Annotated in this window: 26 protein-coding genes; 13 read left to right on the forward strand and 13 right to left on the reverse strand. The window is 74.0% G+C overall.

The genetic code is table 11. The features are described from left to right. Nucleotide 1: 1 nt before the first annotated feature. The 3 genes from ACIQPQ_RS13150 to ACIQPQ_RS13160 all read left to right on the forward strand — a co-directional run bounded on the left by ACIQPQ_RS13150 (nucleotide 2) and on the right by ACIQPQ_RS13160 (nucleotide 640). A complete protein-coding gene (locus tag ACIQPQ_RS13150; RefSeq protein ID WP_401303131.1) occupies nucleotides 2–169 on the forward strand; it encodes a Scr1 family TA system antitoxin-like transcriptional regulator in 168 nt (55 codons plus the stop codon). Between the two features lie 10 nt (nucleotides 170–179). Then, entirely contained in the window at nucleotides 180–371 is a 192-nt protein-coding gene (locus ACIQPQ_RS13155) for a hypothetical protein (RefSeq protein ID WP_401303133.1), read from the forward strand. 77 nt (nucleotides 372–448) lie between these two features. After that, nucleotides 449–640, forward strand: coding sequence for a hypothetical protein (locus ACIQPQ_RS13160; protein WP_401303580.1), 192 nt, complete (start codon nucleotides 449–451; stop codon nucleotides 638–640). A gap of 15 nt (nucleotides 641–655) precedes the next feature. On the opposite strand, the gene ACIQPQ_RS13165 is transcribed toward ACIQPQ_RS13160, so the two are convergent. From ACIQPQ_RS13165 to ACIQPQ_RS13180, 4 genes are all read right to left on the reverse strand, one after another. Then, a complete protein-coding gene (locus ACIQPQ_RS13165) occupies nucleotides 656–1429 on the reverse strand; it encodes a methyltransferase domain-containing protein (RefSeq protein ID WP_401303135.1) in 774 nt (257 codons plus the stop codon). Between the two features lie 185 nt (nucleotides 1430–1614). Then, entirely contained in the window at nucleotides 1615–2223 is a 609-nt protein-coding gene (locus ACIQPQ_RS13170; RefSeq protein ID WP_401303137.1) for a GNAT family N-acetyltransferase, read from the reverse strand. A 4-nt stretch (nucleotides 2224–2227) separates the two neighbouring features. After that, nucleotides 2228–2677, reverse strand: coding sequence for a Zn-ribbon domain-containing OB-fold protein (locus ACIQPQ_RS13175; RefSeq protein WP_401303139.1), 450 nt, complete (start codon nucleotides 2675–2677; stop codon nucleotides 2228–2230). A gap of 113 nt (nucleotides 2678–2790) precedes the next feature. After that, a complete protein-coding gene (locus ACIQPQ_RS13180) occupies nucleotides 2791–3243 on the reverse strand; it encodes a DoxX family protein (protein ID WP_401303140.1) in 453 nt (150 codons plus the stop codon). A gap of 217 nt (nucleotides 3244–3460) precedes the next feature. Here ACIQPQ_RS13180 and ACIQPQ_RS13185 point away from each other — a divergent pair, with 217 nt between their 5' ends. Together ACIQPQ_RS13185 and ACIQPQ_RS13190 are read left to right on the forward strand one after the other, a co-directional pair. Then, a complete protein-coding gene (locus ACIQPQ_RS13185; protein ID WP_401303142.1) occupies nucleotides 3461–4675 on the forward strand; it encodes a flavin-containing monooxygenase in 1215 nt (404 codons plus the stop codon). 281 nt (nucleotides 4676–4956) lie between these two features. Next, the gene (locus ACIQPQ_RS13190; RefSeq protein WP_401303144.1) at nucleotides 4957–6486 is read left to right on the forward strand and encodes a flavin monoamine oxidase family protein; all 1530 of its coding nucleotides are present in this window, start codon (nucleotides 4957–4959) and stop codon (nucleotides 6484–6486) included. Between the two features lie 97 nt (nucleotides 6487–6583). Here the strand turns inward: ACIQPQ_RS13190 and ACIQPQ_RS13195 are convergent, their stop codons facing one another. Beyond that, the gene (locus ACIQPQ_RS13195; RefSeq protein ID WP_401303146.1) at nucleotides 6584–6709 is read right to left on the reverse strand and encodes a hypothetical protein; all 126 of its coding nucleotides are present in this window, start codon (nucleotides 6707–6709) and stop codon (nucleotides 6584–6586) included. Nucleotides 6710–6732: 23 nt separating this feature from the next. Here ACIQPQ_RS13195 and ACIQPQ_RS13200 point away from each other — a divergent pair, with 23 nt between their 5' ends. The 5 genes from ACIQPQ_RS13200 (at nucleotide 6733) to ACIQPQ_RS13220 (ending at nucleotide 11520) form a co-directional block, all read left to right on the forward strand. Beyond that, nucleotides 6733–8958 carry an acetate--CoA ligase family protein gene (locus ACIQPQ_RS13200; protein WP_401303147.1) on the forward strand — a complete coding sequence of 742 codons (2226 nt, stop codon included), beginning with the start codon at nucleotides 6733–6735 and terminating at the stop codon, nucleotides 8956–8958. 41 nt (nucleotides 8959–8999) lie between these two features. After that, nucleotides 9000–9806 carry an enoyl-CoA hydratase/isomerase family protein gene (locus ACIQPQ_RS13205; RefSeq protein ID WP_401303149.1) on the forward strand — a complete coding sequence of 269 codons (807 nt, stop codon included), beginning with the start codon at nucleotides 9000–9002 and terminating at the stop codon, nucleotides 9804–9806. A gap of 65 nt (nucleotides 9807–9871) precedes the next feature. Then, nucleotides 9872–10456, forward strand: coding sequence for a flavin reductase family protein (locus ACIQPQ_RS13210; protein WP_401303581.1), 585 nt, complete (start codon nucleotides 9872–9874; stop codon nucleotides 10454–10456). A 400-nt stretch (nucleotides 10457–10856) separates the two neighbouring features. Further along, a complete protein-coding gene (locus tag ACIQPQ_RS13215) occupies nucleotides 10857–11270 on the forward strand; it encodes a hypothetical protein (protein ID WP_401303151.1) in 414 nt (137 codons plus the stop codon). After that, on the forward strand, nucleotides 11257–11520 hold the full coding sequence (locus ACIQPQ_RS13220; protein ID WP_401303153.1) for a hypothetical protein: 264 nt from the start codon (nucleotides 11257–11259) through the stop codon (nucleotides 11518–11520). Before ACIQPQ_RS13215 ends, ACIQPQ_RS13220 begins: the two co-directional genes overlap by 14 nt. A 16-nt stretch (nucleotides 11521–11536) precedes the next feature. Here the strand turns inward: ACIQPQ_RS13220 and ACIQPQ_RS13225 are convergent, their stop codons facing one another. Beyond that, nucleotides 11537–12838 carry an MFS transporter gene (locus tag ACIQPQ_RS13225; protein ID WP_401303583.1) on the reverse strand — a complete coding sequence of 434 codons (1302 nt, stop codon included), beginning with the start codon at nucleotides 12836–12838 and terminating at the stop codon, nucleotides 11537–11539. 155 nt (nucleotides 12839–12993) lie between these two features. Here ACIQPQ_RS13225 and ACIQPQ_RS13230 point away from each other — a divergent pair, with 155 nt between their 5' ends. Beyond that, a complete protein-coding gene (locus ACIQPQ_RS13230) occupies nucleotides 12994–14109 on the forward strand; it encodes a GlxA family transcriptional regulator (RefSeq protein ID WP_401303154.1) in 1116 nt (371 codons plus the stop codon). On the opposite strand, the gene ACIQPQ_RS13235 is transcribed toward ACIQPQ_RS13230, so the two are convergent. The 3 genes from ACIQPQ_RS13235 to ACIQPQ_RS13245 all read right to left on the reverse strand — a co-directional run bounded on the left by ACIQPQ_RS13235 (nucleotide 14099) and on the right by ACIQPQ_RS13245 (nucleotide 17400). Next, complete coding sequence (locus ACIQPQ_RS13235; RefSeq protein ID WP_401303156.1) at nucleotides 14099–15148, reverse strand: Zn-dependent alcohol dehydrogenase; 1050 nt, start codon at nucleotides 15146–15148, stop codon at nucleotides 14099–14101. The genes ACIQPQ_RS13230 and ACIQPQ_RS13235 overlap by 11 nt on opposite strands. A 51-nt stretch (nucleotides 15149–15199) precedes the next feature. Then, a complete protein-coding gene (locus ACIQPQ_RS13240) occupies nucleotides 15200–16354 on the reverse strand; it encodes an acyl-CoA dehydrogenase family protein (protein WP_401303158.1) in 1155 nt (384 codons plus the stop codon). 158 nt (nucleotides 16355–16512) lie between these two features. Further along, nucleotides 16513–17400, reverse strand: coding sequence for an SDR family oxidoreductase (locus ACIQPQ_RS13245; RefSeq protein ID WP_401303160.1), 888 nt, complete (start codon nucleotides 17398–17400; stop codon nucleotides 16513–16515). 103 nt (nucleotides 17401–17503) lie between these two features. Here ACIQPQ_RS13245 and ACIQPQ_RS13250 point away from each other — a divergent pair, with 103 nt between their 5' ends. Beyond that, entirely contained in the window at nucleotides 17504–18430 is a 927-nt protein-coding gene (locus ACIQPQ_RS13250; RefSeq protein ID WP_401303162.1) for a cyclase family protein, read from the forward strand. A gap of 412 nt (nucleotides 18431–18842) precedes the next feature. Here the strand turns inward: ACIQPQ_RS13250 and ACIQPQ_RS13255 are convergent, their stop codons facing one another. From ACIQPQ_RS13255 to ACIQPQ_RS13270, 4 genes are all read right to left on the reverse strand, one after another. Continuing rightward, nucleotides 18843–19373: an ATP-binding protein gene (locus ACIQPQ_RS13255; protein ID WP_401303585.1), complete on the reverse strand. Its 531-nt coding sequence runs from the start codon at nucleotides 19371–19373 to the stop codon at nucleotides 18843–18845. 538 nt (nucleotides 19374–19911) lie between these two features. Next, the gene (locus tag ACIQPQ_RS13260) at nucleotides 19912–20922 is read right to left on the reverse strand and encodes an acyl-CoA dehydrogenase family protein (RefSeq protein ID WP_401303163.1); all 1011 of its coding nucleotides are present in this window, start codon (nucleotides 20920–20922) and stop codon (nucleotides 19912–19914) included. Nucleotide 20923: 1 nt separating this feature from the next. After that, the gene (locus tag ACIQPQ_RS13265; protein WP_401303165.1) at nucleotides 20924–22111 is read right to left on the reverse strand and encodes an acyl-CoA dehydrogenase family protein; all 1188 of its coding nucleotides are present in this window, start codon (nucleotides 22109–22111) and stop codon (nucleotides 20924–20926) included. A 5-nt stretch (nucleotides 22112–22116) separates the two neighbouring features. Next, nucleotides 22117–23343, reverse strand: a complete 1227-nt coding sequence (locus tag ACIQPQ_RS13270) for an amidohydrolase family protein (protein ID WP_401303167.1) — start codon at nucleotides 23341–23343, stop codon at nucleotides 22117–22119. Between the two features lie 267 nt (nucleotides 23344–23610). On the opposite strand from ACIQPQ_RS13270, the gene ACIQPQ_RS13275 reads away from it, so the two are divergent. Continuing rightward, nucleotides 23611–25104 (forward strand): class I adenylate-forming enzyme family protein, encoded by a 1494-nt coding sequence (locus ACIQPQ_RS13275; RefSeq protein WP_401303587.1) that lies wholly within the window; start codon nucleotides 23611–23613, stop codon nucleotides 25102–25104.

Raw genomic sequence — 25104 nt, forward strand, 5'->3', positions numbered from 1 at the left:
CGTGCCGCAGCTCGACACCGTGGAACTCGACTCCGCCCACGGGCCGGAGTTCCTGCACGGGCAGTCCCAACTCGACAAGTACCGTGCGCACCTGGACTGGATGGAGACGGCATCCCTGTCGGCCGCCGACTCCCGTGACTTCATGCACGGCATCGCCGTCACCTTCTGAGGAGGACTGGATGGACCCCATCACCTGGGAAGAGCCCTACTGCGCGGAGGGAGCGAACTGCTTCCGCATCGGCACCGACACCTCCGGCAACGCCTATATCGCCGTCGCCGGACACGAGGACACCCCCCTCACCGACACCCACGACGCCCTCCGCGCCCTCATCCTGGAGATCAAGGCGGGGAAGGCGGACCACCTGCTGTAGACCACGCGGCAGAACCCCGTGGCCCTCGTTCCGTGTTGATCGCCAACGGCCCTCAAGGAGCACCGATGGACAACGAGATCAGCGAGATCACCTGGGAAGCCCCCTTCTGCGGGGAGGGCAACAACTGCTTCCGCATCGGCACCGACGCCTCCGGCAACGCCTATATCGCCGTCGCCGGACACGAGGACACCCCCCTCACCGACACCCACGACGCCCTCCGCGCCCTCATCCTGGAAATCAAGGCGGGGAAGGCGGACCACCTGCTGTAGGTGGGGCGGGGTGGGTCAGCGGGTGCAGAGGACGGTGACCAGCGTGAACGAGGCGTAGAACGGGCCCTCCGACAGGGCGTCGAACGAGGCTCGGCCCCTGGTGGGGTCGATGTGGCCCCGGGCGATGGCCTGTTGGAGGTTGCGGCCGAGGCCGAGGGTGTGATCGGCCTCGGTGACGTCGGTGAAGACCGGGGTCGTCGCGGCGACGTGCGTGACGCGGAATCCCGCTGCCGAGGCGAGGCGGGGCAGGGCCCGGCCGATGGTCGCGTTGCGGACGACCTCGGCGGTGGTGAAGCGGGTGAAGGCGCGGCTGGTGTCGAGATCCTCCGCGTCGACCACCAGCGTGTCCCAGTCCGGCTCCGCGAGCGCGACGACCGCCCCGGGGCGGGTGACCCGGTGCAGCTCGGCCAGGGCCGCCGCCGGGTCGGCCAGGTGCATGAGGACGCGATCGGTCTTCGCGCGGTCGACCGAGCCGGCGCCCACGGGCAGCGCGTGAATGTCGCCCTCGCGCAGTTCCACCGCCCGCAGCCCCGCCGTCCGCGCGCGGGCCCGCGCCAGCATCTCCGGGTCCCGGTCGACGCCGATCACCGCGCCGCCGTCCCCGACGCGTTCCGCCAGCGCCGGGAGGTCGGTCCCCGGTCCGCAGCCCGCGTCCAGCACGGTCTGGCCGGGAGCCAGGTCCAGCCCCTCGACCAACCGCCCCTTGTACGCGCGTCCCGCGTCACCCGCCGCCGCGCGCAGCATGTAGTCGGCCTGGTCAGGGCGCGGTGCGCCGAGTGTCGTCGACATGGGCGCAGTCAACCACTCCCGCCCGGCCGGGGGGGGAGCGGGCGGGGTGCCCTCGCGGACGGCACGAACCGCACCCTGGTTCGGCGGGATCGCCTCGCCGCCGAACCGGAACCGGTGGACCACCGTACGGACGGACGGGCTTACGGGCCTACGGGCTTACGGCCGTGCGGGGCGGCGCCTTCGGGTCAGCCCGCCGCCTCCGCCGGTTCGGGGTCGGTCGCCAGTCGGGCGTGCAGGTGGACGTCCCGGTAGGCGTCCGTGCGCTCCGCCTCCCACATCGCGCCGCGCAGCGTCCCTTCGGCGGGGAATCCGCCGCGTTCGGCCACCCGGCAGGACACCTCGTGTCCCACCGCGTGCCCCAACTCCAGTCGGTGCAGGCCGAGTTCTGTGAAGCTCCAGCGGGCCGCGAGGAGCAGACTGCGTACCGCCACCCGGCGGCCTCGTGCCTCGGGGAGGACCCAGTAGCCGACGCGGGCCACGCCCATCGTGCGGTCGATCATGTTCACCCCGAGCTGCCCGAGGACCACGCGCCGCTCCCCGACCCCCGCCTCGGTGACGCGGAAGGTCACCGATCTCCCTGCGGCCCCGTCCGCCCGCCTGGCCCGCAGGGAGTCCCGCGCCTCGGCCAGGTCGGTGACCGGCAGCAACGGGGTGTTCCAGCGCCGGAACTCGGGGTCCTGGTAGGCGCGCAGCCACGCGGCCACGTCCGTACCGGACTCCGGGTCCCACGCGTCCAGCCGCAGTCCCGCCTCGTCCAGCACCGGGACGGTGTACGCCTCACGTATCTCGGTCATCCGGTCATTCAACACCGCCGGTCCGGTACGGGCGGAAGAGCGGCACCCCCGCCCGGAAGACCACCTCCAGCTCCATCCCGGCCCGCAGCGCATCCCCGAGCGGCCCGGAGGCGTCGGCACCGGCCGCCGCCCCGCCGACGGTGGCGCCCTCCACCAGCTCCGTCGCCATCCGCGGCCCCTCCGCGAGATCGACGACCGCCGCGACGTACGGGGTCCGCTCCCCGAACGGCGGCAGGTCGTTGCGGTGGACAACGGACCAGGTGTAGAGCCGGGCCCGCCCGCTCGCCGTCTCCCACCGCACGTCCTCGCTCCAGCAGTACGGGCAGAACTCGCGCGGATAGTGGTGCGCCCGCCCACACGCCCGGCACCGCCGCACCAGCAACCGCCCCTCGGCCGCCGCCTCCCAGTACGCCCGCGTGAACGCGTCCACCTCCGGCACGTCGTAACGCCGCACGTCGTAACGCGGTACGTCATAACGCGGTACGTCGTAACGCGCCCCGCCCGCAGGGCCGTTCCCCTCGCCCGTACGGCCGCCTCCCTCGCCCTCGGCGCCGACGTCGGCGCCCCTCACCCGAGCCACCCCACCACCGCGTCCAGCGACCATGTCTGCCACGTCATGCCGAACAGCGCCACCACCGAGATCAGCGCCATCATCGCGTTCTGCCCCTGCTCCGCCCAGTCGTGGATCATGAGGGTGAGGTAGAGCAGGTTGAGGACCAGTCCTCCGATCAGGGCGACCGGCGTCAGCAGGCCCGCCACCAGGCCCAGTCCGAGGGCGAGTTCGGCGTACACGACGACGTACGCCATCACACGCGGCCGGGGCGCGACGACCGCGTCGAAGCCCGAACGCACTGCCCGCCAGCGGTGTTTCGCCGCCACCTCCGCCGCCCACGCGATGCCCGTCCCGCGCTCGAACCAGGCCGCGCGGTCCTTGTGCCGCCAGCTCTCCAGCCACCACAGCCCGAGCCCGATCCGCAGCACCGCCAGCCACTCCGCCCCGGTGAGCCAGACCGTATCCATGAATCTGACGGTACGTCAGATGCACCCGCCCCGGAAGACCGCCAGCCCACGCCCACGCCCACGACCGAGCACCCCCACCCGCTCACCACCCACCCACCCCCCACCAGGTGACCCACGTCACCGATCCCGCCCCCACTCCCCCACACGTGATCGATCCGCAACCAATTCCGGTCTTGACCGAGACCCATCAACGCCCCGCGTGATTACGCTCGCGCTCATGGAAGACTCCGCACCGCGACCGAGCACCGCCGCGACCCCCGCGAACACCCCCGCGGTCACCGCTGCGAACCCCGCCGAGCGCCCCGTGTACGTCATCGGCGGCGGCCCCGGCGGCCTCGCCACCGCGTACGCCCTGCGCACCCTGGGACTGCGGGCCGTGGTGGTGGAGAAGTCGGACCGGATCGGCGCCTCGTGGCGGCGCCACTACGACCGGCTGCATCTGCACACCACCCGGCGTCTTTCGGCCCTTCCGGGGCTCAAGATGCCCCGCAAGTTCGGGCGTTGGCCCGCCCGCGACGACGTGGTGCGGTACCTGGAGAAGTACGCCGAGGTCCACGAGCTGGAGATCGTCACGGGCGTCGAGGTGTCCCGCGTCGAGCGCACCGCCGACGGCACCGGGTGGCTGCTGCACGCCTCCGGCGGCCGGGAGCTGACCGGCGCCGCGGTGGTCGTCGCCACCGGCTACAACCACACCCCGTTCCTGCCGGAGTGGCCCGGCCGGGACACGTTCACCGGCGACCTCGCGCACGCCTCCGCGTACCGCAACGGCACGCCCTACGCGGGCCGCGACGTCCTCGTCGTCGGCGTCGGCAACACCGGCGCCGAACTCGCCGTCGACCTGGTCGAGCACGGCGCCGGACGGGTCCGGCTCGCGGTGCGGACCGTCCCGCACATCGTGCGCCGCTCCACCGCCGGGTGGGCCGCGCAGTACACCGCGATCCTGGTCCGCCGCCTGCCGGTACGCCTCGTCGACCGGCTCGCCCGCCCGATGGCCCGCCTCAGCGTCCCGGACCTGTCCGCGCACGGCCTGCCGCGCCCCGACACCGGGCTGTACAGCCGGGTCCGGGAGGGCGCCATCCCCGTGCAGGACGTCGGCCTGATCGACGCCGTACGGAAGGGCAAGGTGGAGGTGGTGGCCGCCGTCGAGGGGTTCGAGGACGGCAAGGTCGTCCTCGCCGACGGCACCCGCGTCCAGCCGGACGCCGTGGTCGCCGCCACCGGCTACGTCCGCGGCCTGGAGGACCTGGTCGGGCACCTCGGCGTCCTCGACGACCGCGGCAGACCCACCTCCCACGGCCGCCGCGCCCCCAAGGCCACCCCCGGCCTCTACTTCACCGGCTTCACCACCCCCATCAGCGGCACCCTCCGCGAACTCGCCCACGACGCCGAACGCATCGCGAAGGCGGTCCGCAAGGACCTGCGCACCCGCTGACCCACCCGCACACACGCACGCACGCCGAAGAGCCGTACGGCCACCCGCCGTACGGCTCTTCGCCGTACGCCCATCCCCGCGGCCATCCCCGCCCCACTCCCGCACCCCTCAACTCCACTCCTGCATAAGCCAGTTACGTCCCACCCGTTGCCCCCGCCCTCACCCGTCCGCAGAATGTGAGCCCTGTTCACCTTTTACACCCACCGCCCCCTCTCCACCCACCTCCACCCACCCCTCTCCACCTCGCTCCACCCACCCCTCTCCACCGACGGAGGACGCACGTGGCTCGTGGAAGACAGCTCTCCCGCCGCTCGCTGATCGGCGGCGGCACCGCCGCGCTCGCCGGGGCGGCCACCCTGACCTCGGCCGGGGCCGCCCAGGCCGCGCCCGCCGCGACGCGGGACGTCGACGTGGCCGTCGTCGGCGCCGGGCTCGCGGGCCTCACCGCCGCGCGGGACCTGGTCGCGGGCGGCCGGACCGTGGCCGTGCTGGAGGCGCGGGACCGGGTCGGCGGCCGGGTCGTGAACCTGGCGCTCGGGGGCGGCGAGGTCACCGAGGGCGGCGGCGAGTTCATCGGCCCCACCCAGGACCGCATCCGGGCGCTCGCCGACTCCCTCGGCGTGGCCACCTTCGCCACGTACAACACCGGCAAGAACCTGCTCCACAAGGACGGCAGGCGGACGCCGTACGCCACCGACGGCCTGCTCGGCTCGGTCCCGCCGATCGACCCTGCCGGACTCGCCAACGCGGCCGTGGTGCAGGCGCTGTTGAACGACATGGCGCGGCAGGTGCCGGTCGACGCGCCCTGGACCGCGGCCAAGGCCGCCGAGTGGGACCGGCAGACGTTCGAGACGTGGCTGCGCGCCAACGCCGTCGTCCCGTCGGCCAAGTTCCTGCTGGACGTGGCCTGTACGTCGATCTTCTCGGCCGAGCCCCGCGAACTCTCGCTGCTGTTCGTGCTGTTCTACATCGCCGCCGCGGGCGACGCCTCCCACCCCGGCACCCTGGAACGCCTCACCGAGACCGCGGACGGCGCCCAGCAGCTGCGCTTCGTCGGCGGCTCCCAACTGGTGCCGATCCGGCTCGCCGCGACCCTCGGCGACCGGGTCGTCCTGGGCGCGCCGGTCCGCGCGATCACCCGGACCGGCACCGGAACCGGCGGCAGCGGGAGCGGCGGCGCGGACGCCCGCTACACCGTCACCGCCGACGGCGTCACCGTCACCGCCCGCCGGGTCGTCGTCGCGCTCCCGCCGCCGCTCGCCGCCCGCATCGCCTACGACCCGCTGCTGCCCGCCGCCCGCGACCAGCTCACTCAGCGGCTGCCGATGGCCTCCGTCGGCAAGGCGATCGCGGTCTACGACACCCCGTTCTGGCGGGCCGACGGCCTGAACGGGCAGGTCGTCAGCGACACCGGGGTGATCAGCTCGACGTTCGACAACTCCCCGCCGGACGGCTCCTACGGCGCCCTGATGGGCTTCATCGAGGCCGACCAGGCGCGGGCGCTGGACGCGGCGAGCGAGGCCGAAGTGCGGACCGCCGTGCTGAAGGACCTGGTCACCTACTTCGGCGCGAAGGCGGCTGTCCCCACCTCCTTCGTGCTGCAACGCTGGAACAACGAGGCCCACACGCGCGGCGGCCCCGTCTCGATCGCCGGGCCGGGGGTGCTCACGCAGTACGGCCCGGCCCTGCGCCGCCCGGTCGGCGGCATCCACTGGGCCGGGACGGAGACGTCCACGTACTGGATGGGCTTCATGGACGGCGCCGTACGGTCCGGTGAGCGGGTGGCGCGGGAGGTGCTGGCGGCGCTGTAGCCGGTACCGGGAGTCCGCCCGCGCCCCCTCGCGGCACATCCTCGGTGCACGACCGTTCCTGACGGACCATCAGTTCTGTAACCTGACAGAGCGTCAGCTACCGGCGGGTCACGAAGGCCGCCCGCCCGGACAGGTCGCGCACGCCATGCGCGTCCCGTACGTCACGCGCGTCCCGTACGTCATGGGCGTCCCGTGCGTCATGCAGGTCAGGTACGTCAGCCACGTCACTCAGGATCGGGCGGACCGATGCTTGGATCAACCCACGGCACCCTCACCACCGGCGCCCGCCGGGCCCGGGTCCTCGCGTGCGACGAGCGCCCCGGGCCCGCCGTCCACGGCCGGCCCGCCGACACGGACGAACTCGACGTCAGCGGGCGCCCGTTGTACGCCGACGTCCCCGATCTGGACCGGTTCTTCCGGCCCGAGTCCGTCGCCGTGATCGGCGCCTCGGACTCCGAAGGACGCCCGAACACCGGTGTCACCCGCCAACTGGTGGACTGGGCGGAGCGGGTGGGGGCGCGGCTGCACCCGGTGCACCCCACCCGCGTCTCCGTGTTCGGCATCCCCTGCGTGCCGTCGGTGGCCGCCGTGCCCGAACCGGTCGACCTCGCCGTCCTGCTGGTCGCGGACCCGCTGCCGGTGATCGAGGAACTCGGCGCGGCGAAGGTGAGGTTCGCCGTCGTCTTCGCGTCCGGTTTCGCGGAGACCGGCGAGGAGGGCGCGGCGGCGCAGCGGCGCCTGGCGGCGGCCGTGGCCCGGTCCGGCGTACGGCTGCTGGGGCCGAACACCAACCTCAACGCGTTCGAGCGGTTCCGGGACGACCTCGACGGTCCGGCGATCGCGCTGATCACCCAGTCCGGTCACCAGGGCCGCCCGGTCTTCGCGCTCCAGGAACTCGGCATCCGTCTCTCGCACTGGGCGCCGACCGGCAACGAGGCCGACCTGGAGACTGCGGACTTCCTCTCCTACTTCGCCGAGCGGCCCGAGGTCGGCGCGATCGCCTGCTACGTCGAGGGGTTGAAGGACGGCCGGTCCTTCCTGCTGGCCGCCGACCGGGCGGCCCGGCGCGGGGTCCCGGTCGTCGCGGTCAAGGTCGGCCGCACCGAGACCGGGGCCCGCACGGCCGCGACCCACACCGGCAAACTGACCGGCGCGGACGCGGTGGTGGACGCGGCGATGCGGCAGTACGGCGTGATCCGCGTCGACGGTCTCGACGAACTCCAGGACACGGCGGCCCTGTTGGCGCGGGCGCGGCGCCCGGTGGCGGACGGGGTCGCCGTCTACGCGATCTCCGGGGGGACCGGCGCCCATGTGGCGGACCTGGCGACGGCGGCCGGGCTGCGGCTGCCGCGGCTGTCGGAGGCGCGGCAGGCGGAACTGCACCAGTGGATACCGGAGTACCTGGACGTCGCGAACCCGGTCGACAACGGCGGTCATCCGGTGGGCGACGAGCGCGGCCGGAAGATCATCGACACGTTGCTGGCGGACCCGGACGTCGGGGTGCTGATCTGCCCGGTGACCGGCCCGTTCCCGCCGCTCAGCGACCGTCTGGTGCGGGACCTGGTGGACGCGGCCGAGGAGACGGAGAAGCTGGTGTGCGTGGTGTGGGGGTCGCCGGTGGGCACCGAGGCGGCGTACCGGGAGGTGCTGCTGGGCTCGTCCCGGGTGGCGACCTTCCGTACCGTCTCCGGCTGTCTCACGGCGGTCCGCGCCTTCCTCGGCCACCACCGTTTCACCGCCGACTACCGCTCGCCCTTCGACGAGGCGCCCCGCACCCCGTCGCCGTCGTTCCGCAAGGCCCGCATGCTGATGCGCCCCGGCCAGCAGCTCAGCGAACACGCGGCGAAGCAACTGCTGCGCGCGTACGGCATCCGCGTGCCGCGCGAGCAGCTCGTCACCAGCGCGGCGGCGGCCGTCCGGGCGGCGGGGCTGGTCGGCTACCCGGTGGTGATGAAGGCGTCCGGCGCCCGCATCGCGCACAAGACGGAACTCGGCCTGGTCAAGGTCGGCCTGACCTCCGCGAGCCAGGTCCGGGACGCCTACCGGGAGTTGACCGACATCGCCCGCTGCGAAGGGGTCGCGCTGGACGGCGTCCTGGTCTGCCAGATGGTCGAGCGGGGCGTGGAGATGGTCGTCGGCGTCGCCCACGACGACCTGTTCGGGCCGACGGTCACGGTGGGCCTCGGCGGGGTCCTGGTCGAGGTGCTGCGCGACACGGCCGTACGGGTCCCGCCGTTCGCGGAGGAGCAGGCGCACGGCATGCTCGCCGAACTGCGCGGCCGGGCCCTGCTGGAGGGTGTCCGGGGCCGCCCGCCCGCCGACGTGGACGCCCTCGTGGAGGTCGTGCTGCGGGTGCAGCGGATGGCCCTGGAACTCGGCGACGAACTGGCGGAGTTGGACATCAACCCGCTGATGGTGCTGCCGCGCGGCCAGGGCGCGGTGGCCCTGGACGCCCTGGCCCTGTGCCGCTGACCCCCACCCCTCCCCCTCCCCCACCGGACGGACCCGCCCCCATGCCGGACCCCTGCCTCCACCACACCCATCTCCACCACACCCACCACCGCCACGTCACCACCCTCACCCTCAACCGCCCGGAGGCCCTGAACGCCCTCACGCCCGCACTGCGCGACCGGCTCATCGCCCTGCTCGGGGACGCCTCGGCCGACCCCGACGTCCGCGCGGTCGTCCTCACGGGCACCGGGCGCGGCTTCTGCGCGGGCGCCGATCTGCGGGGGTCCGGCGGCGGGGGCGAGCGGGTCGCCGGGGACGTGGCCCGGACGCTGCGGCTCGGCGCGCAGCGGCTGATCGGCGCCGTACTGGACTGCGAGAAGCCGGTGATCGCGGCCGTGAACGGGACGGCGGCCGGGCTCGGCGCGCATCTCGCGCTCGCCTGCGATCTCGTCCTGGCCACCGAATCGGCCCGGTTCGTCGAGGTGTTCGTGCGGCGGGGCCTGGTCCCGGACGGCGGCGGCGCCTATCTGCTGCCCCGGCTGGTGGGCCCGCAGCGCGCGAAGGAGCTGATGTTCTTCGGCGACACCCTCACCGCCCCGGAGGCGGCCCGTCTCGGCCTGGTCAACCGGGTCGTGCCGCCGGGCGAGTTGGCCGTGACGGCGCAGGCGTGGGCGGATCGGCTGGCCACCGGCCCGACACGAGCCCTCGCCCTCACCAAGCAGTTGGTGAACGCCTCCCTGGACTCCGACCGCGCGACCGCCTTCGCGGCGGAGGCGGCGGCCCAGGAGATCAACCTGACGACGTCCGACGCACACGAGGGCCTGACCGCCTTCACGGAACGCCGCACCCCCCGCTTCACCGGCACCTGACAACAGCGCGCCAGAAACTGTCACCTGACGCACCATCAGTTCTACTGGAAGGAATGGACGGCATGATGGGTCACGCGGGTGCGGCGGCGGCGGCCGTCCGCCATCTCCGAGGTCAGCAGGCCGGTCCACCACCCCGGCCCGCCCTGCGCTGTGTCCGGGAGGACGAGCGGGCGCCGGTCGGCGAGGGCGAGTTCCGCCGGGTACTGGGCACCTTCGCGACCGGGGTCACGGTGATCACGGCCCCGTCCGCCGACGCCGACCCCCGCCCCGCCGGATTCGCCTGCCAGTCCTTCTCCGCCCTCTCCCTGGACCCGCCCCTCGTCGCGTTCATGGTGAACCGTACGTCCACGACCTGGCCGCGCATCGCCCGCGCGGGCGTCTTCTGCGTGAACGTCCTCGCCGCGGACCAGGCGGCCCTGTGCCGGACCTTCGCGGTGAGCGGCGCGGACAAGTTCGCCGGGGTCTCCCACACCCCGGCCCCCGTCTCCGGCGCCCCCCGCCTGACCGGCACCCTCGCCTGGATCGACTGCGCGATCCACACCGTCCACCCCGGCGGCGACCACCTCATCGTGGTGGGCCGCGTCACGGCCCTCACCCCCGACACCCCCGACAGAGCCCCCCTCCTGTTCCACCGCGGCCACTTCACCTGACCCGGACGGCCGGCCCGCGGCGAACTTCACAGTGGCGAACCGTGGATCACCCCGATAGCGTCGTCGCTCGCGACCACACTCATGTCGAACGGGGAGATCACCGTGCAGCGCCCTCACGCACCCGCCGCGCGCAGAGAGGGGCGCCGGTGGCAGACCCGGATCTGACGGTCGACTACGCCTTCCTCTCGGACTCCGAGCGCCGACTCGGCGAACTCCGGAAGACGTTCAAGGACATCGAGAACCGCCGGGACGACATGCGCGGGCACTGGGGCTCCGGCGCCGCACAAACTACCTCCACGAGAAGGCCGGGTGAGAAGCCGTACAACGCGCCGTACTCAGACTGGAAGGACAACACCTTCAAGCCCGCCTCCGACAGCCGCTGGCAGCGAGAAGGACGATCATGGACCTGCACCCGGCACGATCGGCCACGGAGGCGGAAGCGGGCCGCACCGGGATCGGCACCGGCCCCAGCCGTCGGCTCCGGCTCACCCTGATCATCGGTATGCCCCTGGTCTTCCCGGTGATCGCCGTCATGATCCTGGTACCCAAGTCACTGAGGGACGACATCCTTCACGTCTACGAGGCGGTGATCATCGCCTGCCTCCTGCACTACACGTGGGTCTTCGCGAAGTACCCCCGGCACGCGAACCGTCCACCGTTCCTCACCCGCGATCTCGCCATGGGCGGCGGCTTCTTCCTGCCCTCGATGCTGCTGGGATTCTGGCCGGGCATCATCGCCGCGCCCGCCTGGGTGGCGTTCGTCGGCCTCACCTACGCGATCGAGGAGCGGCGGGAGCGCCATGACGGCGGCTGAACCGCGCCGGTCCCCGACCGGTTTCAACCTCGTACCGCCTCCCGGCTGGGACGTCACCCGCTCCTACCCCGCGGACGGCAGCACCCTGATGACCTCGGTGACGTACCACTGGCACACCCCGCCGGGCCTCGCCGACGTCGTCCTGCGCGGACACCACGACGACCCGGAGGTCATCGCGGCCGTCCTGGAGCGACTGGACGACTTCGCCCGCACCCTCCGCCTTCCCGAGGCCTCCGGGACGGCCCGCTGACCCCCGCCGAACCCCCCTACGCCACCGCCACCGCCCCCACCCCCGCGACCGGCCTCCGCCGGATCACCAGGGCCATCAGGGCCGCTGCCGCGCACAGGGCGCCCGAGGCGTACCAGACGACGTCGTAGGAGCCGAAGATGTCGCGGGCGACGCCGCCGAGGAAGGCGACGAGGGCGGCGCCCAGTTGGTGGGAGGCGAGGACCCAGCCGAAGACGATCGCGCTGTCCTCGCCGTACTGCTCGCGGCACAGGGCGAGGGTGGGCGGGACGGTGGCCACCCAGTCGAGGCCGTAGAAGACGATGAAGAAGAGCATCGGCGGGTGCACGGTGGGCGCCAGCAGGAGGGGCAGGAAGAGCAGGGAGACGCCGCGCAGGGCGTAGTAGACGGCGAGGAGGCGTCGTGGTTCGAAGCGGTCGGTGAACCAGCCGGAGGCGATCGTGCCGACCACGTCGAAGACGCCGATGACCGCGAGCAGCGACGCCGCCGCCGTGACCGGCATGCCGTGGTCGTGGGCGGCGGGCACGAAGTGGGTCTGCACCAGGCCGTTGGTGGAGGCGCCGCAGATCGCGAAGGTGCCGGCCAGCAGCCAGAACGGGCCGGTCCGCATCGCCGAGAACAGCACCCGCAGCGTACGGCGGGCGGCACCCGGCACCGGCGGCGGCTTGGGCACGAACTCCGTTGCCCCGTACGGCTTCTGGCCCACGTCGGCGGGGTGGTCGCGCAGCAGCAGCCACACGAACGGGACGACGGCGAGGGCGGTCAGCGAGACCGTCACCGCCGCGGGGCGCCAGTCGTGGCGGGTGATCACCCAGGACAGCAGCGGCAGGAAGATCAACTGACCTGACGCGGAGGCGGCGGTAAGGATGCCGGTCACCAGCCCTCGCCGCTCGGTGAACCAGCGGTTGGTGACCGTCGCGGCGAACGCGAGCGCCATCGAACCCGACCCGAGCCCCACCAACAGGCCCCACAGCAGCAGCAGTTGCCAGGCCGCCGTCATCCACACCGTGAGTCCGGACCCGACCGCGATCACGGTCAGCGCGACCGCCACCACCCGCCGGATGCCGAACCGGTCCATCAGCGCCGCCGCGAACGGCGCGGTGAGGCCGTACAGCGCGAGGTTGACGGAGACGGCCGCGCCGACCGTCCCCCGTGACCACCCGAACTCCTCGTGCAGCGGGTCGAAGAGCAGGCCCGGCAGTGACCGGAAGGCGGCGGCCCCGATGATCGTGACGAAGGTGACGGCGGCGACGAACCACGCCCGGTGCAGCCGGGGACGACGGCGACCGGGGCCACGCACCTCCTCGGCGGGACCGCGCACCTCCCCGGCGGGGCCGCCCACCTCCTCGGCAGGTGCGGCAGCGGCGGGTACGGGGGCGGTGCGGGCGGGGTCGATCTGGGTCACACCGTAGAGCCTGCGCCCGCCCCGCACCGCGATCGAGTGGCCCGGAGGACAGCATTCGCTAGGATCGGGCCATGCGCCCGGACCCGACGCCCCACACCCACCCCCACCCCCACCCCCGCACCCACGCCGGCACCCACCCTCACCCCCACCCCGGCCCTCACCCGCGCCCCCACCGGGTCGTCGTCCTCGCGCTCGACGGGCTGCTCCCCTTCGAGCTGGGGATTCCGCACCGGATCTTCGGGCGGCCGAGGGGCGCGGACGGGCGGAAGCTGTACGAGGTGGTGACGTGTTCGGTGCGGCCGCCGGGGCCGGTGGAGACCGACGCGGACTTCGCGATCGACGTGGCGCACGGCCCGGAGGCGCTGGCCACCGCCGACACCGTGGTCGTGCCCGCCTCCTACGAGCTGGGCCCGGTCTTCGAGCGGGGCGAGCTGACGCCCGAGCTGGCCGCCGCGTTCGCCCGCATCCGGCCCGGCACGCGCCTCGCGTCGATCTGCACGGGCGTGTACGTGCTGGCCGCCGCCGGGTTTCTCGACGGCCGCCCGGCGACGACGCACTGGGCGGACGCCGAGCGCCTCCAGCGGCTCTTCCCGGAGGTGCGGGTCGACCCGGACGTGCTGTTCATCGACGACGGCGACGTCCTGACCTCGGCGGGCGTCGCCGCGGGGATCGACCTCTGTCTGCACATCGTGCGCCGCGACCACGGTACGGCCGTCGCCAACGAGGTGGCCCGCCGTACCGTCGTGCCGCCGCACCGCGACGGCGGGCAGGCGCAGTACATCGAGCGGCCGGTGCCCGATCCGCAGCAGTCGGGGACGGCCGCCGCCCGCGCCTGGGCGCTGGACCGGCTGCACGAGCCGATCCAGCTGCGGGACATGGCCGCGCGGGAGTCGATGTCGGTACGGACCTTCACCCGCCGTTTCCGTGAGGAGGTCGGGGTGAGTCCGGGGCAGTGGCTGAGCCGGCAGCGTGTGGAGCGCGCCCGGCACCTGCTGGAGTCGAGCGGCCTCTCCGTCGACCAGGTCGCCCGAGACGCCGGTTTCGGCACCGCCCAGTCCATGCGGCAGCACCTCCAGTCGGCGCTGGGGGTGACCCCGACGGCGTACCGGCGCACGTTCCGCCCCGACCCGGGGACCCTCACCGATCAGCGCGGGAGCAACGGCCGTACGGGCGGGGTCAGAACGTGAGCACGGCCCGCGCCACCCGCCCCGCCTCCGCGTCGGCGACGGCCTTCGCGAAGTCCTCCACCGGGTAGGTGCGGGTGACGAGTTCGTCGAGGAGGAGGCGGCCCGCGCGGTACAGGTCGGCGTAGAGCGCGATGTCCCGCTGGGGGCGGGCGGAGCCGTAGCGGCAGCCGAGGACCGACTTGTCGAGGAAGAGCGACGAGACGCGGAAGGACGCCTCGGCGGTCGCGGGCGGCATGCCGAGCAGGACGGCCTGCCCGTGCCGGTCGAGCAGGTCGATCGCCGCCCGCACCAGCTCCACCCGGCCGACGCACTCGAAGACGTGGTCGGCGCCGGTCGGCAGCAGGGCGCGCACCCCGTCCGCGGAGGGCAGGAAGTCGGTCGCGCCGAAGAGCCGGGCCGTCTCCTCCTTCGCCGGGTTGGCGTCGACGGCGACGATCCGCGCGGCGCCCGCGAGCCGCGCGCCCTGGAGCACGTTGAGCCCGATCCCGCCGGTGCCGATCACGACGACGCTCTCCCCGTGCCCGACGCGCGCCCGGTTGAGGACCGCGCCGACGCCGGTCAGCACCCCGCAGCCGATGAGCGCGGCCGAGGCCGGCGGCAGGTCGGCGGGGACCGGTACGGCCTGCACGGCCCGGACGACGGTCCGTTCCGCGAACGCCGAGTTGGCCGCGAACTGGTACACCGGCCGCCCGGCGCGGGTGAACGGGCGGCCGGGCCGTCCGATGGCGCGCCGGCACATCGTGGGCCGCCCCCGGTCGCAGTCCGGGCAGGTCCCGCAACTGGCCAGGGTGGACAGGGCGACCGGGTCGCCGGGCGCGACGTGCCCGACGCCGGGGCCCACCGCCTCCACCACGCCCGCGCCCTCGTGCCCGAGCACGACCGGCGCGGGGAACGGGATCGTCCCGTCGACCACCGACAGGTCGGAGTGGCACAGCCCGGCCGCCGTGACCGCGACCCGCACCTCCCCCGGCCCCGGCTCCCGGACCTCCAGATCGTCCACGAAGGCGGCCCGCTTCCCGTCGAACACCACACCACGCATGGGGAGTTCCCCTGTCCTCTGTCCTCGGCCAGTCGCCAGGCCGGACACGGCCTAGTCCTGGGTCCCTTTGGGCTGTCTGGGCAGGCCGAGCACCCGCTCGGCGATGATCGTGCGCTGGATCTGGTCCGAGCCGCCGTACACGGTGTCGGCCCGCGAGAACAGGAACAGGTGCTGCTCCGCGTCGAGTTCGTACGGCGACGACGGCGACCAGTCGGCCGGTCCGGTGCCCGCCGCCGCGCCCCGCACCCGTACGGCCAGCTCCCCGAGCCGCTGGTGCCAGCCCGCCCACAGCAGCTTCGCCGCGCTCGGCGCACCGGGCCCGGCCGTGCCGCCGAGGGTGCGCAGCGCGTGCCACCGCATCACCCGCAACTCGGCCCAGAGCCCGACGAGTTCGTCGCGAACGACGGGATCGGCGGCGGCGCCGGTCGCCTCGGCTGTGCGGACCACGGACGCCAACTCCTCGGCGAAGCCGATCTGCTGGGCGAGGGTGGAGACGCCGCGTTCGAAGCCGAGGAGACTCATGGCGACCCGCCAGCCGTCGCCGGGCGCCCCGACGACGTGCTCGGCGCGGGCGCGGGCGCCGTCGAGGTGGACCTCGTTGAAGTCGCTGGTGCCGGTGATCTGCCGGATGGGCCGGACCTCGATCCGGCCGGGCTGGTCCATGGGCACCAGCAGGAAGGTGAGTCCGTGGTGGCGGGCGGAGCCGGGGTCACTGCGGGCCAGGACGAAGCACCAGTCGGCCTCGTGGGCGAGGGAGGTCCAGATCTTCTGCCCGGTGATCCGGTAGGAGCCGTCGGCCGTCCGCTCGGCGCGGGTGCGCACCCCGGCGAGGTCGGACCCGGCGCCGGGTTCGCTGTAGCCCTGGCACCACAGTTCGTCCCCGGCGGCGACGGCGGGCAGGAACCGCGCCTTCTGCTCCGGGCTGCCGTGCGCGAGGAGGGTCGGCGCGAGCAGCTTCTCCCCGATGTGCCCGGACCGCGCGGGCGCCCCCGACCGTACGTACTCCTCGGCCCACACCACCTGCCGGGTCAGCCCCGCGCTCCGGTTGCCGTACCCGTCCTCCCCCCACCCCAGCCCGATCCACCCGCCGGCCCCCAGCTCCCGCTCCCACCCCCGCCGCGACCCGCCGTACGGCAACCGCTCCCGCAACCACCCCCGCACCTCACCCCGGAACACCTCGTCCCCACCGGAAAACCCGAACTCCACAGCCCCTCCCACCTGTCCCAAGGGGCGCGGGGAACCGCGCACCCAGCCCGACCCGAGGGCCACGCCCAAAACCCCGCCCCACCACACCCACCTAAGGGGCGCGGGGAACTGCGCGACCAGCCACAACGCACACGCACCCGCCCACCACCCGCACCCCCCTACCCCCCACCACCCCCACCCCGCCCCTCGGAGAGCAACGGCATCGGCTCCACCCCCACCGCCCCCGGCAGCACCTCCGCGACCCGCTCCACGCTCCACCCCCCGGACGCGTACACCGACCGCACCTCCCTCGGCTGCGCCCACACCGCGATCTTCTCGCCCGCGACGGTGTACACCTGCCCGGTGACGCCCGCCTCGCGGGCCCGCTCGCTGAGCAGGTAGACGACGAGCGCGGCCACGTCCTCCGGCTCCCCGATCTCCCCGAGCGCGAACGGCACGCCCGCCGACATCCGGGTGCGCGCGACGGGCGCGACCGCGTTCGCGGTGACGCCGTACTGGTGCAGTCCGAGCGCGGCGCTGCGCACCAGCGAGATGATCCCGCCTTTGGCGGCGCTGTAGTTGGCCTGGGAGGACGAGCCCTGGTGGTTGCCGCTGGTGAAGCCGATCAGGGTGCCGGAGCGCTGGGCGCGCAGGACGGCGGAGGCGGCCCGGAACACGGTGAACGTGCCTTTGAGGTGGGTGTCGAGGACGGCGTCCCACTCCTCCTCGGTCATGTTGAACAGCATCCGCTCGCGGAGGATGCCGGCGACGCACACCGCTCCGTCGAGCCGTCCGAACGCGGACAGCGCGGTGTCGACGACGTGCTGCCCGCCCGCCATGGTGGAGATGTCGTCGGCGACGGCGACGGCCCGCCCGCCGGCGGCCTCGATCTCCTTGACGACGGCGTCGGCGACCGCGCTGGTGGGCGAGGCGCCGTCGACGGCGACGCCGTAGTCGTTGACGACGACGGCCGCGCCCTCGGCGGCGGCGGCGAGCGCGACCGCCCGTCCGATGCCGCGCCCCGCGCCGGTGACGACGACGGCCCTGCCGGTCAGGAAGTCCCCCACACCGGCCCCCTTCCCACGTTTTCTGACGGTCCATTAGATTTGACGGTCCATCAGATTCTACGTCCGGTCGTACACCCGCCGACAAGCCCCGGGGAGGCACCGAATGACTCCGGCCGCCGAGTTCCAGGCCCTCGCGCAGCGCGTCCGCAACTGGGGCCGCTGGGGCGCCGACGACGAGATCGGCACCCTCAACCTGATCACCGACGAGGTCGTCCGGGGCGCGGTGGCCGAGGTGCGCTCGGGCCGCCGGGTGCCGTTGGCGCTGCCGCTGCGCGAGGACGGGGTGCAGACGGGGGTGATCCCGGGCCGGGTGAACCCGCTGCACGCGATGACGCAGATCAACCAGGAGCTGTTCGGTCCGGGCGGCCCGGCGTGCAGCGACGACGTGGTGACGATGGGCCTCCAGGCGGGCACGCACTGGGACGCGCTGGCGCACGTCTCGTACGGGGGGCGCCTCTACAACGGCCGTCCGGCGACCGCCGTCACCGCGCACGGCGGGGCGGGGTCCAGCGGCATCGACGCGGTGCGGCACCTGGTCTCGCGGGGGGTGCTGCTGGACGTGGCGCGGGTGCACGGCACGGACCGGCTGCCCGGCGGGCACGCGGTGACGCCGGAGGACCTGACGGCGGCGGAGGAGCTGGCGGGGACGCGGGTGCGGGCGGGGGACGTGGTCCTCGTCCGGACCGGGCAGATCCGGCTGTATCTGGGCGGCGACCGGCACGGGTACGCGTATCCGTCACCGGGGCTGTCGGTGCGGACGCCGGAGTGGTTCCACGCGCGGGACGTGGCGGCGGTCGCCGACGACACGCTGACGTTCGAGGTGTTCCCGCCGGAGATCCAGGGGCTGTGGCTGCCGGTGCACGCGCTGCACCTGGTGGAGATGGGGATGCTCCAGGGCCAGAACTGGAATCTCGAAGAGTTGTCCACAGCCTGTGGACAAGAAGGGCGGTACGCGTTCCTGCTGTCGGCGACACCGGAGCCGTTCACCGGCGGGACCGGCGCACCGGTCGCCCCGGTCGCGATCCTCTGAGCACCGCGGCCCCGCACCGGAAGCGCCACGCAGCACACGCTCTACGCATCGCACACCCTGCACAGCGCACGCCCCACGCAGCACGCGCTCTGCGCATCGCACACCCTACGGCTCGTGCGCCCTACGGCTCGTGCGCCGGAAGGCGGCGCGGCGGTACCCGCCCCGAGCACGGCACCGCGCGCCACCCTCCGACTCGGCGTGCCCGCCCCGCCCTCCCCCCGACCCTGAGGGACCGGCGCCGAATCACGACCTGCCTTCGCCGAGGACCCCGTCACCGGGCCCTCGTCGTCCCCTCGCGGCGGATCGCTGCCCACAAGCGTGATCAAACGGACAGGGGACGTCAACACCCGATCGGGGATTCATCCCTTATGTGCCGGGCGCGCACGGAAGCACGGCCGGGCGCACGCCCCCGTCACACCGCCTGGACGGCCTCGTACGCGAACCCCTCGAAGCCCTCGTAGGCGCGGTCGGCGCGGGCCGCCGCGGGCTCCGGGCCGTGGAAGGCGCCGGTGCCGCACTCCGCCGTACCGGTGCGGTCGGCGGTGTCGGAGGAGGGGGCGCAGCGGTCGAGTTCGCACCAGATGCGTTTGCCGTGCCCCTCGACGGTCCAGCCCCAGCGGTCCGCGAGGCCGTCGACGAGGGCGAGGCCCCGCCCGCCGGTGGCGTCGTCGCCCACGCAGCGGGGCACGGGCGCCCGTTCGCTGCGGTCGGCCACCTCCAGCCGGACCGTCGCCTCCCCGGCCGGGCCGCCCGGCAGGGAGAGGCGCAGCACGGCCGGACAGCCGGTGTGCACCACGGCGTTGGTGACCAGCTCGGAGACGAGCAGGACGAGCGTCTCGGCGAGCGGCTCGTCGGCCCCTATGCCGGACCCGGCCAGGCGCGAACGGGCCCACTTCCGGGCTCGCCCCACCTCAGCGGGGTCGGGCCGGATCTCCAGCTGCACTTGAAGCACCTGCACCGCTCACACCATCCGAACCGGCGGACACATGGCCGCGCGCCACGTGAGCCACGCAAGCCACGCGAGCACCATGACGACGAGGGCCACGATCGTAGCCATTTTCTGCATGACCAGAACAACGGTCAGAGGCAGGGTGACGGAACGTGATTCCCTTACGAGACAGCTTGGTTGACCTACAGTCACCCCAACAAGCGCTTCGGGCATATTCCAGCGCGAAGGAGTACGCGTACGGCATACTGTGCGACGCTCGCCGCGGGGAGTCGAACAGACCGGGTCCGCGGACCCGTCCGCCCTGCGAGCAGGCACGCGCACCGTCGCATCCGGCCCGGCCCCGGGGGCCCCGCCGGCACGGCTCGCGCTCGTCGCCACTCGCATCTCACAGAAGGTACCGGAGCGAGTGCCGACTCCGGGCCGTGACGGGTCACGCCTCGGACACAACCATATTTCACACTCCGTCACCTCCGGCTGCCACGATCAGTGACACCGCGCCCGCTGACGGTGCATCACCGCAGGCCGCGCCGGGTCAGGCGGGCCCGGAGAGCAGCGCCCGCGCCAGTTCTTCCTCACTCTGCGTACCGCCTCCCGTACGGCGGGTCCGCGTCCAGGCGCGTTTGAGCACCAGGTGGACCTCCGCCTCCCAGGTGAACCCCATGCCGCCGTGGACCTGGAGGCAGTCGCGGGCGCCGCGCACCGCGGCCTCGTCGGCGAGGAGGCGGGCGGCGGCGATGTCGAGGGGGTCGGCGGTGACGGCGGCGGCGTAGACGGCGGCCCGTGCCACCTCCACCCGCACCAGCAGGTCCGCGCAGAGGTGCCGGACGGCCTGGAAGGCGCCGATCGGCCGCCCGAACTGCTCCCGCGTCCGGGCGTGTTGCGCCGCGAGGTCGCAGGCCCGCCCGGCCGTGCCCAGCTGCTCGGCGGCGGTGAGCAGGACGGCCACGGGATCGGGGGCGACGGGGCCGGCCGTGCCCCCGGCCGTGTCCCCGGCGGTGTCCCGCGCCGTGGCCGGGACCCGGTGCAGCGGGGTCAGCGGATCGACCGAACGCAGCGCCACCGCACCGGAAAGCGCACCGGGCAGCGCACCGGACAGCGGGTCGGGGAGCGCGTCGGGCACCGCACCGGGAGCCGTGCCCGGTCCCGCCAGGACCGTCCCGTCGGCGCCGAGCACCACGTCCGCCGCCGTCAGCCACTCCACCAGCCCGCCGCCGTCGACCGCCGTGACGACCGTCTCGCCGGTCGCCGCGCCCGGCACGCGGCCCGCCGCGAGAAGGGTGGGCACCAGCGGGCCCGGCAGGAGCGCGCGGCCCGCCTCCTCGAAGGCCAGGACGGTCTCGGGCAGCCCGAGCCCCACCCCGCCCTCCGTCTCCGGCAGGAGCAGCGCGAAGAACCCGGCCGCCCCGAGGTCGCGCCACAGCGCCCGGTCCAGCGTGGCGCGGCCGACCGCCGCCCGCAGCGCCGTCGCGTCGAAGCGCCGGGCCAGCACCTCCCGTACGCCGTCGCGCAGCGCCTCCTGGTCCGTGGTCGGTCGGAACCGCACGTCAGCGTCCCTTCGGCAGGCCGAGCAGCCGCTCGCCCACGATGTCCCGCTGGATCTGGGAGGTCCCGGCGGCGATCGTGTACGCCAGCGAGGCGAGCCGGTCGGCGACCCAGGGCCGGTCCAGGTCGAGGGCGGCGTCGCCCAGCACCTCGGCGGCCGCGTCGTACAGGTCCTGGCGGGCCTGGGAGTAGCGGAGCTTGAAGAGCGAGCCCGCCGCCCCCGGCACGCCCCCCGCAGCGCCCGGCACGCCCCGTGCCGCCCCCAGCACGCCCCCCGTCGCCCTCGCCGTGTCTGCGGTGGCGCTCGCGTTCCACTGGGCGAGCCGCCACAGGGCGCGAAACTCGGCGTGCAGGGCGCCGAGCCGCCGCCGGAGCGCGGGGTCGTCCCAGCGGCCCGTGCGGCGGGCCTCGTCGGCGAGGTCGCCGAGGACGCGGCGGCAGGCGACGACCTCGCCCGCGAAGGCGGTGCCGCGTTCGAAGGAGAGCGTGACCATCGTGACCCGCCAGCCGTCGTTCTCGGCGCCGACCCGGTGCGCGACCGGCACCCGGACGTCGTCGAGGAAGACCTCCGCGAACTCGGTGGACCCGGCGAGGGTGCGCAGCGGCCGGACGGTGACGCCGGGGGTGTCCATGGCGAGCGCCAGCCAGGTGATGCCGCGGTGCCGGGGGGCGTCGGGGTCGGTGCGGACGAGGAGTTCGCACCAGTCGGCGACCTCGGCGTGCGAGGTCCAGATCTTGGCGCCGTTCACGACGTAGTGGTCGCCGTCGCGGTGGGCGCGGGTGCGCAGCGCGGCCAGGTCGGACCCGGCGCCGGGCTCGCTGAAGCCCTGGCACCAGACCTCCTCGCCGCGCAGCACCGGCGGCAGCCAGCGGGCCCGCTGCGCCTCGGTGCCCTCGGCGGCGATCGTGGGCCCGGCGTGCAGCAGGCCGACGAAGTTGGCGCCGACGTAGGGCGCCCCGGCCCGCTCGGTCTCCTCCAGGAAGATCAGCCGCACGCCCGGCGGCGCGTCCCACTGCACGCGCGCGTACCCCGCCTCGTACAGCGTCCGCTGCCAGCCCAGGTCGTGGGCGCGGCGGCCGGGCCAGTCGGCGGGGGACGGCGGCGGGGGCAGCGTGGGGAGGGTGCGGGCCAGCCAGTGCCGCAGTCCGGCGCGGAAGGCGGCCTCCTCGGGCGAGTCGGCGAGGTCCACGGCGGTCAGCGTCCGGAGTGGGCGGGGCGATGGTCGAGGTCGAGGTCGAGGTCGAGGCCGAGCATGCGGATCGCGTTGCCGCGCATCAGTTTGTAGACGGTCTCGTCGTCGAGGCCCTTGACGTGGTCGAGGGCGACCTCCTTGGTGTGCGGGAAGGTGGAGTCGACGTGCGGGTAGTCGGTCTCGAAGGTGGCGTTGTCGCGCCCGACGACGTCGAGCGAGGCGACGCCGTGCCGGTCGCGGAAGAAGCAGCAGAAGATCTGCCGGTAGTAGTACGTCGACGGCGGCTCGGGCACGAGGTCGCGGACCCCGCCCCAGGCCCGGTGCTCCCGCCAGACGTCGTCGGCGCGTTCCAGGGCGTACGGGATCCAGCCCATCTGGCCCTCGGAGTAGGCGAGTTTCAGCCGGGGGAAGCGGACGAGGACGCCGCTGAAGAGGAAGTCCATCATCGAGGCCATCGCGTTGTTGAAGCTGAGCGAGGCCTGCACGGCGGGCGGGGCGTCCGGGGAGGCGGCGGGCATCTGGGAGGAGGACCCGATGTGCATGTTGACGACCGTGCCGGTCTCCTCGCAGACGGCGAAGAACGGGTCCCAGTACCCGGAGTGGATCGACGGCAGGCCGAGGTGGGTGGGGATCTCCGAGAAGGTCACCGCGCGCACCCCGCGGGCGGCGTTGCGGCGGATCTCGGCGACGGCGAGGCCGGTGTCCCACAGCGGGATCAGGCAGAGCGGGATGAGGCGGCCGCCGCTGTCGCCGCACCACTCCTCCACCATCCAGTCGTTGTAGGCGCGGACGCAGGCGAGGGCGACCTCCTTGTCCCGCGCCTCGGCGAAGGTCTGCCCGCAGAAGCGCGGGAAGGTCGGGAAGCAGAGGCTGCCCTCGACGTGGTTGAGGTCCATGTCCTTCAGCCGCTCGGCCGGGTCCCAGCAGCCCGGCCGCATCTCGGCGCGGGTGATGCCCTCCAGCGTCATCGCGTCGCGGTCGAAGCCGACGGCGGCGATGTTGCGCTTGTACGGGAAGCGCAGGTCCTCGTAGACCCACCAGTCGGTGGGCGGGCCGTCCGGGTCCATCGTGATCCGGTACTTGCCCGCCTCGTAGGCGAGTTCGCCGATCCCGGCGGTGAGCGGCCGGGGCCCGCGCTCGCGGAATCTGCGGGGCAGCCAGGTGTCGAAGAGGTGCGCGGGTTCGATGACGTGGTCGTCGACGCTGATGATGCGGGGCAGTTCGGCCATGGGTCCCCTCCGCCGGACACGTGGGGGACGACGGACGCGGCCCCCTGACATCTGACGGTACGTCAGATACGTTCCCCGGCAGGCTAGCCCCGCACCCCTGGACCGACAAGGCGGACGGCCCTACGCTCCGCACATTCTCTGACGGAGCGTCAGTTCCGGTGCTCCGCCCGTCCCGTCCGTCTCCGAGGGGCCGCCGTGACCGACACCGCCCGCACCCCCCGCGCACCCCGCACCGCCCCCGCACCCCGCTCCCCTCGTGCGGCGCAGATCCCGCGCGCGCTCGACGGCAGCGCGACGCTCTGGGACCTGCTCGACCGGCGCGCGGACCTCACCCCCGACCGGCCGGTCCTCCTCCAGGGCGACCGCGTCCTCACCTTCGGCGCCCTGCGCGAGCGCGCCGAGCGCACCGCGGCGGGCCTGTACGGCATGGGCGTACGCCCCGGCACGGTCGTCGCCTGGCAGCTCCCCACCCGCCCGGAGACGGCCGTGCTCTCCTTCGCGCTGGCCCGCCTCGGCGCGGTGCAGACCCCGGTGATCCCCTTCTACCGGGAGCGCGAGGTCGGCTTCGCGCTGCGCGCCTCCGGGGCCGAGTTCTTCGCCTCCCCCGGCGTGTGGCGCGGCTTCGACCACACCGCGATGGCCCGCGCGCTCGGGGCGCGCGGCGTCTTCGAGGCGTACGACGGCCTCCCGGACGGCGATCCGGCGGTGCTGCCCGCGCCGCCCGCCGAGGGCACGTCGGTGCGCTGGATCTACTGGACCTCGGGCACCACCTCCGACCCCAAGGGCGTGCTGCACACGGACCGTTCGCTGCTCGCGGGCGGCTCCTGCCTCGCCCACGCGCTGCGCCTCGGCCCGGACGACGTCGGCTCGATGGCCTTCCCGTACGCGCACATCGCGGGCCCCGACTACACGGTGATGCTGCTGCTGTACGGCTTCCCCGCGGTGATGTTCGAGCACTTCGCGCTGCCGGAGGCGCTGGCCGAGTACCGGCGGCACGGGGTGACGGTCGCGGGCGGCTCCACGGCGTTCTACGCGATGTTCCTCGCCGAGCAGCGCAGACGGCCCGGCGTGCCGCTGATCCCGACGCTGCGGCTGCTCGCCGGAGGCGGCGCGCCCAAGCCGCCCGAGCTGTACCACGCGGTGGTGCGCGAGCTGGGCGCGCAGCTCACCCACGGCTACGGGATGACCGAGGTGCCGATGATCACCATGGGCTCGCCGGACGACACCGCGGAGCAGCTGGCGACCACCGAGGGGCGGCCGCCGGAGGGCATGGAGATCCGGATCGTGGACGGCGAGGTGCGGCTGCGCGGGCCCGCGGTGTGCCGGGGCTATCTCGACCCGGAGCAGACGGCGGAGGCCTTCGACGCGGACGGCTTCCTGCGCACCGGGGACCTCGGGCGGCTCACCGCGAGCGGCCATCTCGTCCTCACCGGGCGGCTGAAGGACGTCATCATCCGCAAGGGCGAGAACGTGTCCGCGCAGGAGGTCGAGGCCCTGCTGCACACCCATCCCGGTGTGGGCGACGTGGCCGTGATCGGACTGCCGGACGCGGAGCGCGGCGAGTTGGTCTGCGCGGTCGTCGAACAGCCGCCGGGCGTGCGGCCGTTGACGCTGGCGGCGGTGACGGAGCATCTGCGCGCGGCCGGGCTGTCGGTCCACAAGCTGCCGGAGCGGCTGGAGGTGGTGGACGCCCTGCCGCGCAACGAGACCCTGCGGAAGGTGCTCAAGTACCGCCTGCGGGAGCGGTATTCGGGGACGTGA

The sequence above is a fragment of the Streptomyces sp. NPDC091281 genome, assembly GCF_044757425.1.
GTDB lineage: Bacteria > Actinomycetota > Actinomycetes > Streptomycetales > Streptomycetaceae > Streptomyces.

Bases quoted from the DNA above. Each gene is read 5' to 3' on its own strand.
- ACIQPQ_RS13155 (WP_401303133.1), top strand. From the start codon at position 180: ATGGACCCCATCACCTGGGAAGAGCCCTACTGCGCGGAGGGAGCGAAC.
- ACIQPQ_RS13205 (WP_401303149.1), top strand. From the start codon at position 9,000: ATGCCGGACCCCTGCCTCCACCACACCCATCTCCACCACACCCACCAC.
- ACIQPQ_RS13210 (WP_401303581.1), top strand. From the start codon at position 9,872: ATGGGTCACGCGGGTGCGGCGGCGGCGGCCGTCCGCCATCTCCGAGGT.
- ACIQPQ_RS13180 (WP_401303140.1), bottom strand. From the start codon at position 3,243: ATGGATACGGTCTGGCTCACCGGGGCGGAGTGGCTGGCGGTGCTGCGG.
- ACIQPQ_RS13170 (WP_401303137.1), bottom strand. From the start codon at position 2,223: ATGACCGAGATACGTGAGGCGTACACCGTCCCGGTGCTGGACGAGGCG.
- ACIQPQ_RS13270 (WP_401303167.1), bottom strand. From the start codon at position 23,343: ATGGCCGAACTGCCCCGCATCATCAGCGTCGACGACCACGTCATCGAA.
- ACIQPQ_RS13220 (WP_401303153.1), top strand. From the start codon at position 11,257: ATGACGGCGGCTGAACCGCGCCGGTCCCCGACCGGTTTCAACCTCGTA.
- ACIQPQ_RS13215 (WP_401303151.1), top strand. From the start codon at position 10,857: ATGGACCTGCACCCGGCACGATCGGCCACGGAGGCGGAAGCGGGCCGC.
- ACIQPQ_RS13235 (WP_401303156.1), bottom strand. From the start codon at position 15,148: ATGCGTGGTGTGGTGTTCGACGGGAAGCGGGCCGCCTTCGTGGACGAT.
- ACIQPQ_RS13250 (WP_401303162.1), top strand. From the start codon at position 17,504: ATGACTCCGGCCGCCGAGTTCCAGGCCCTCGCGCAGCGCGTCCGCAAC.
- ACIQPQ_RS13200 (WP_401303147.1), top strand. From the start codon at position 6,733: ATGCTTGGATCAACCCACGGCACCCTCACCACCGGCGCCCGCCGGGCC.
- ACIQPQ_RS13165 (WP_401303135.1), bottom strand. From the start codon at position 1,429: ATGTCGACGACACTCGGCGCACCGCGCCCTGACCAGGCCGACTACATG.
- ACIQPQ_RS13185 (WP_401303142.1), top strand. From the start codon at position 3,461: ATGGAAGACTCCGCACCGCGACCGAGCACCGCCGCGACCCCCGCGAAC.
- ACIQPQ_RS13230 (WP_401303154.1), top strand. From the start codon at position 12,994: ATGCGCCCGGACCCGACGCCCCACACCCACCCCCACCCCCACCCCCGC.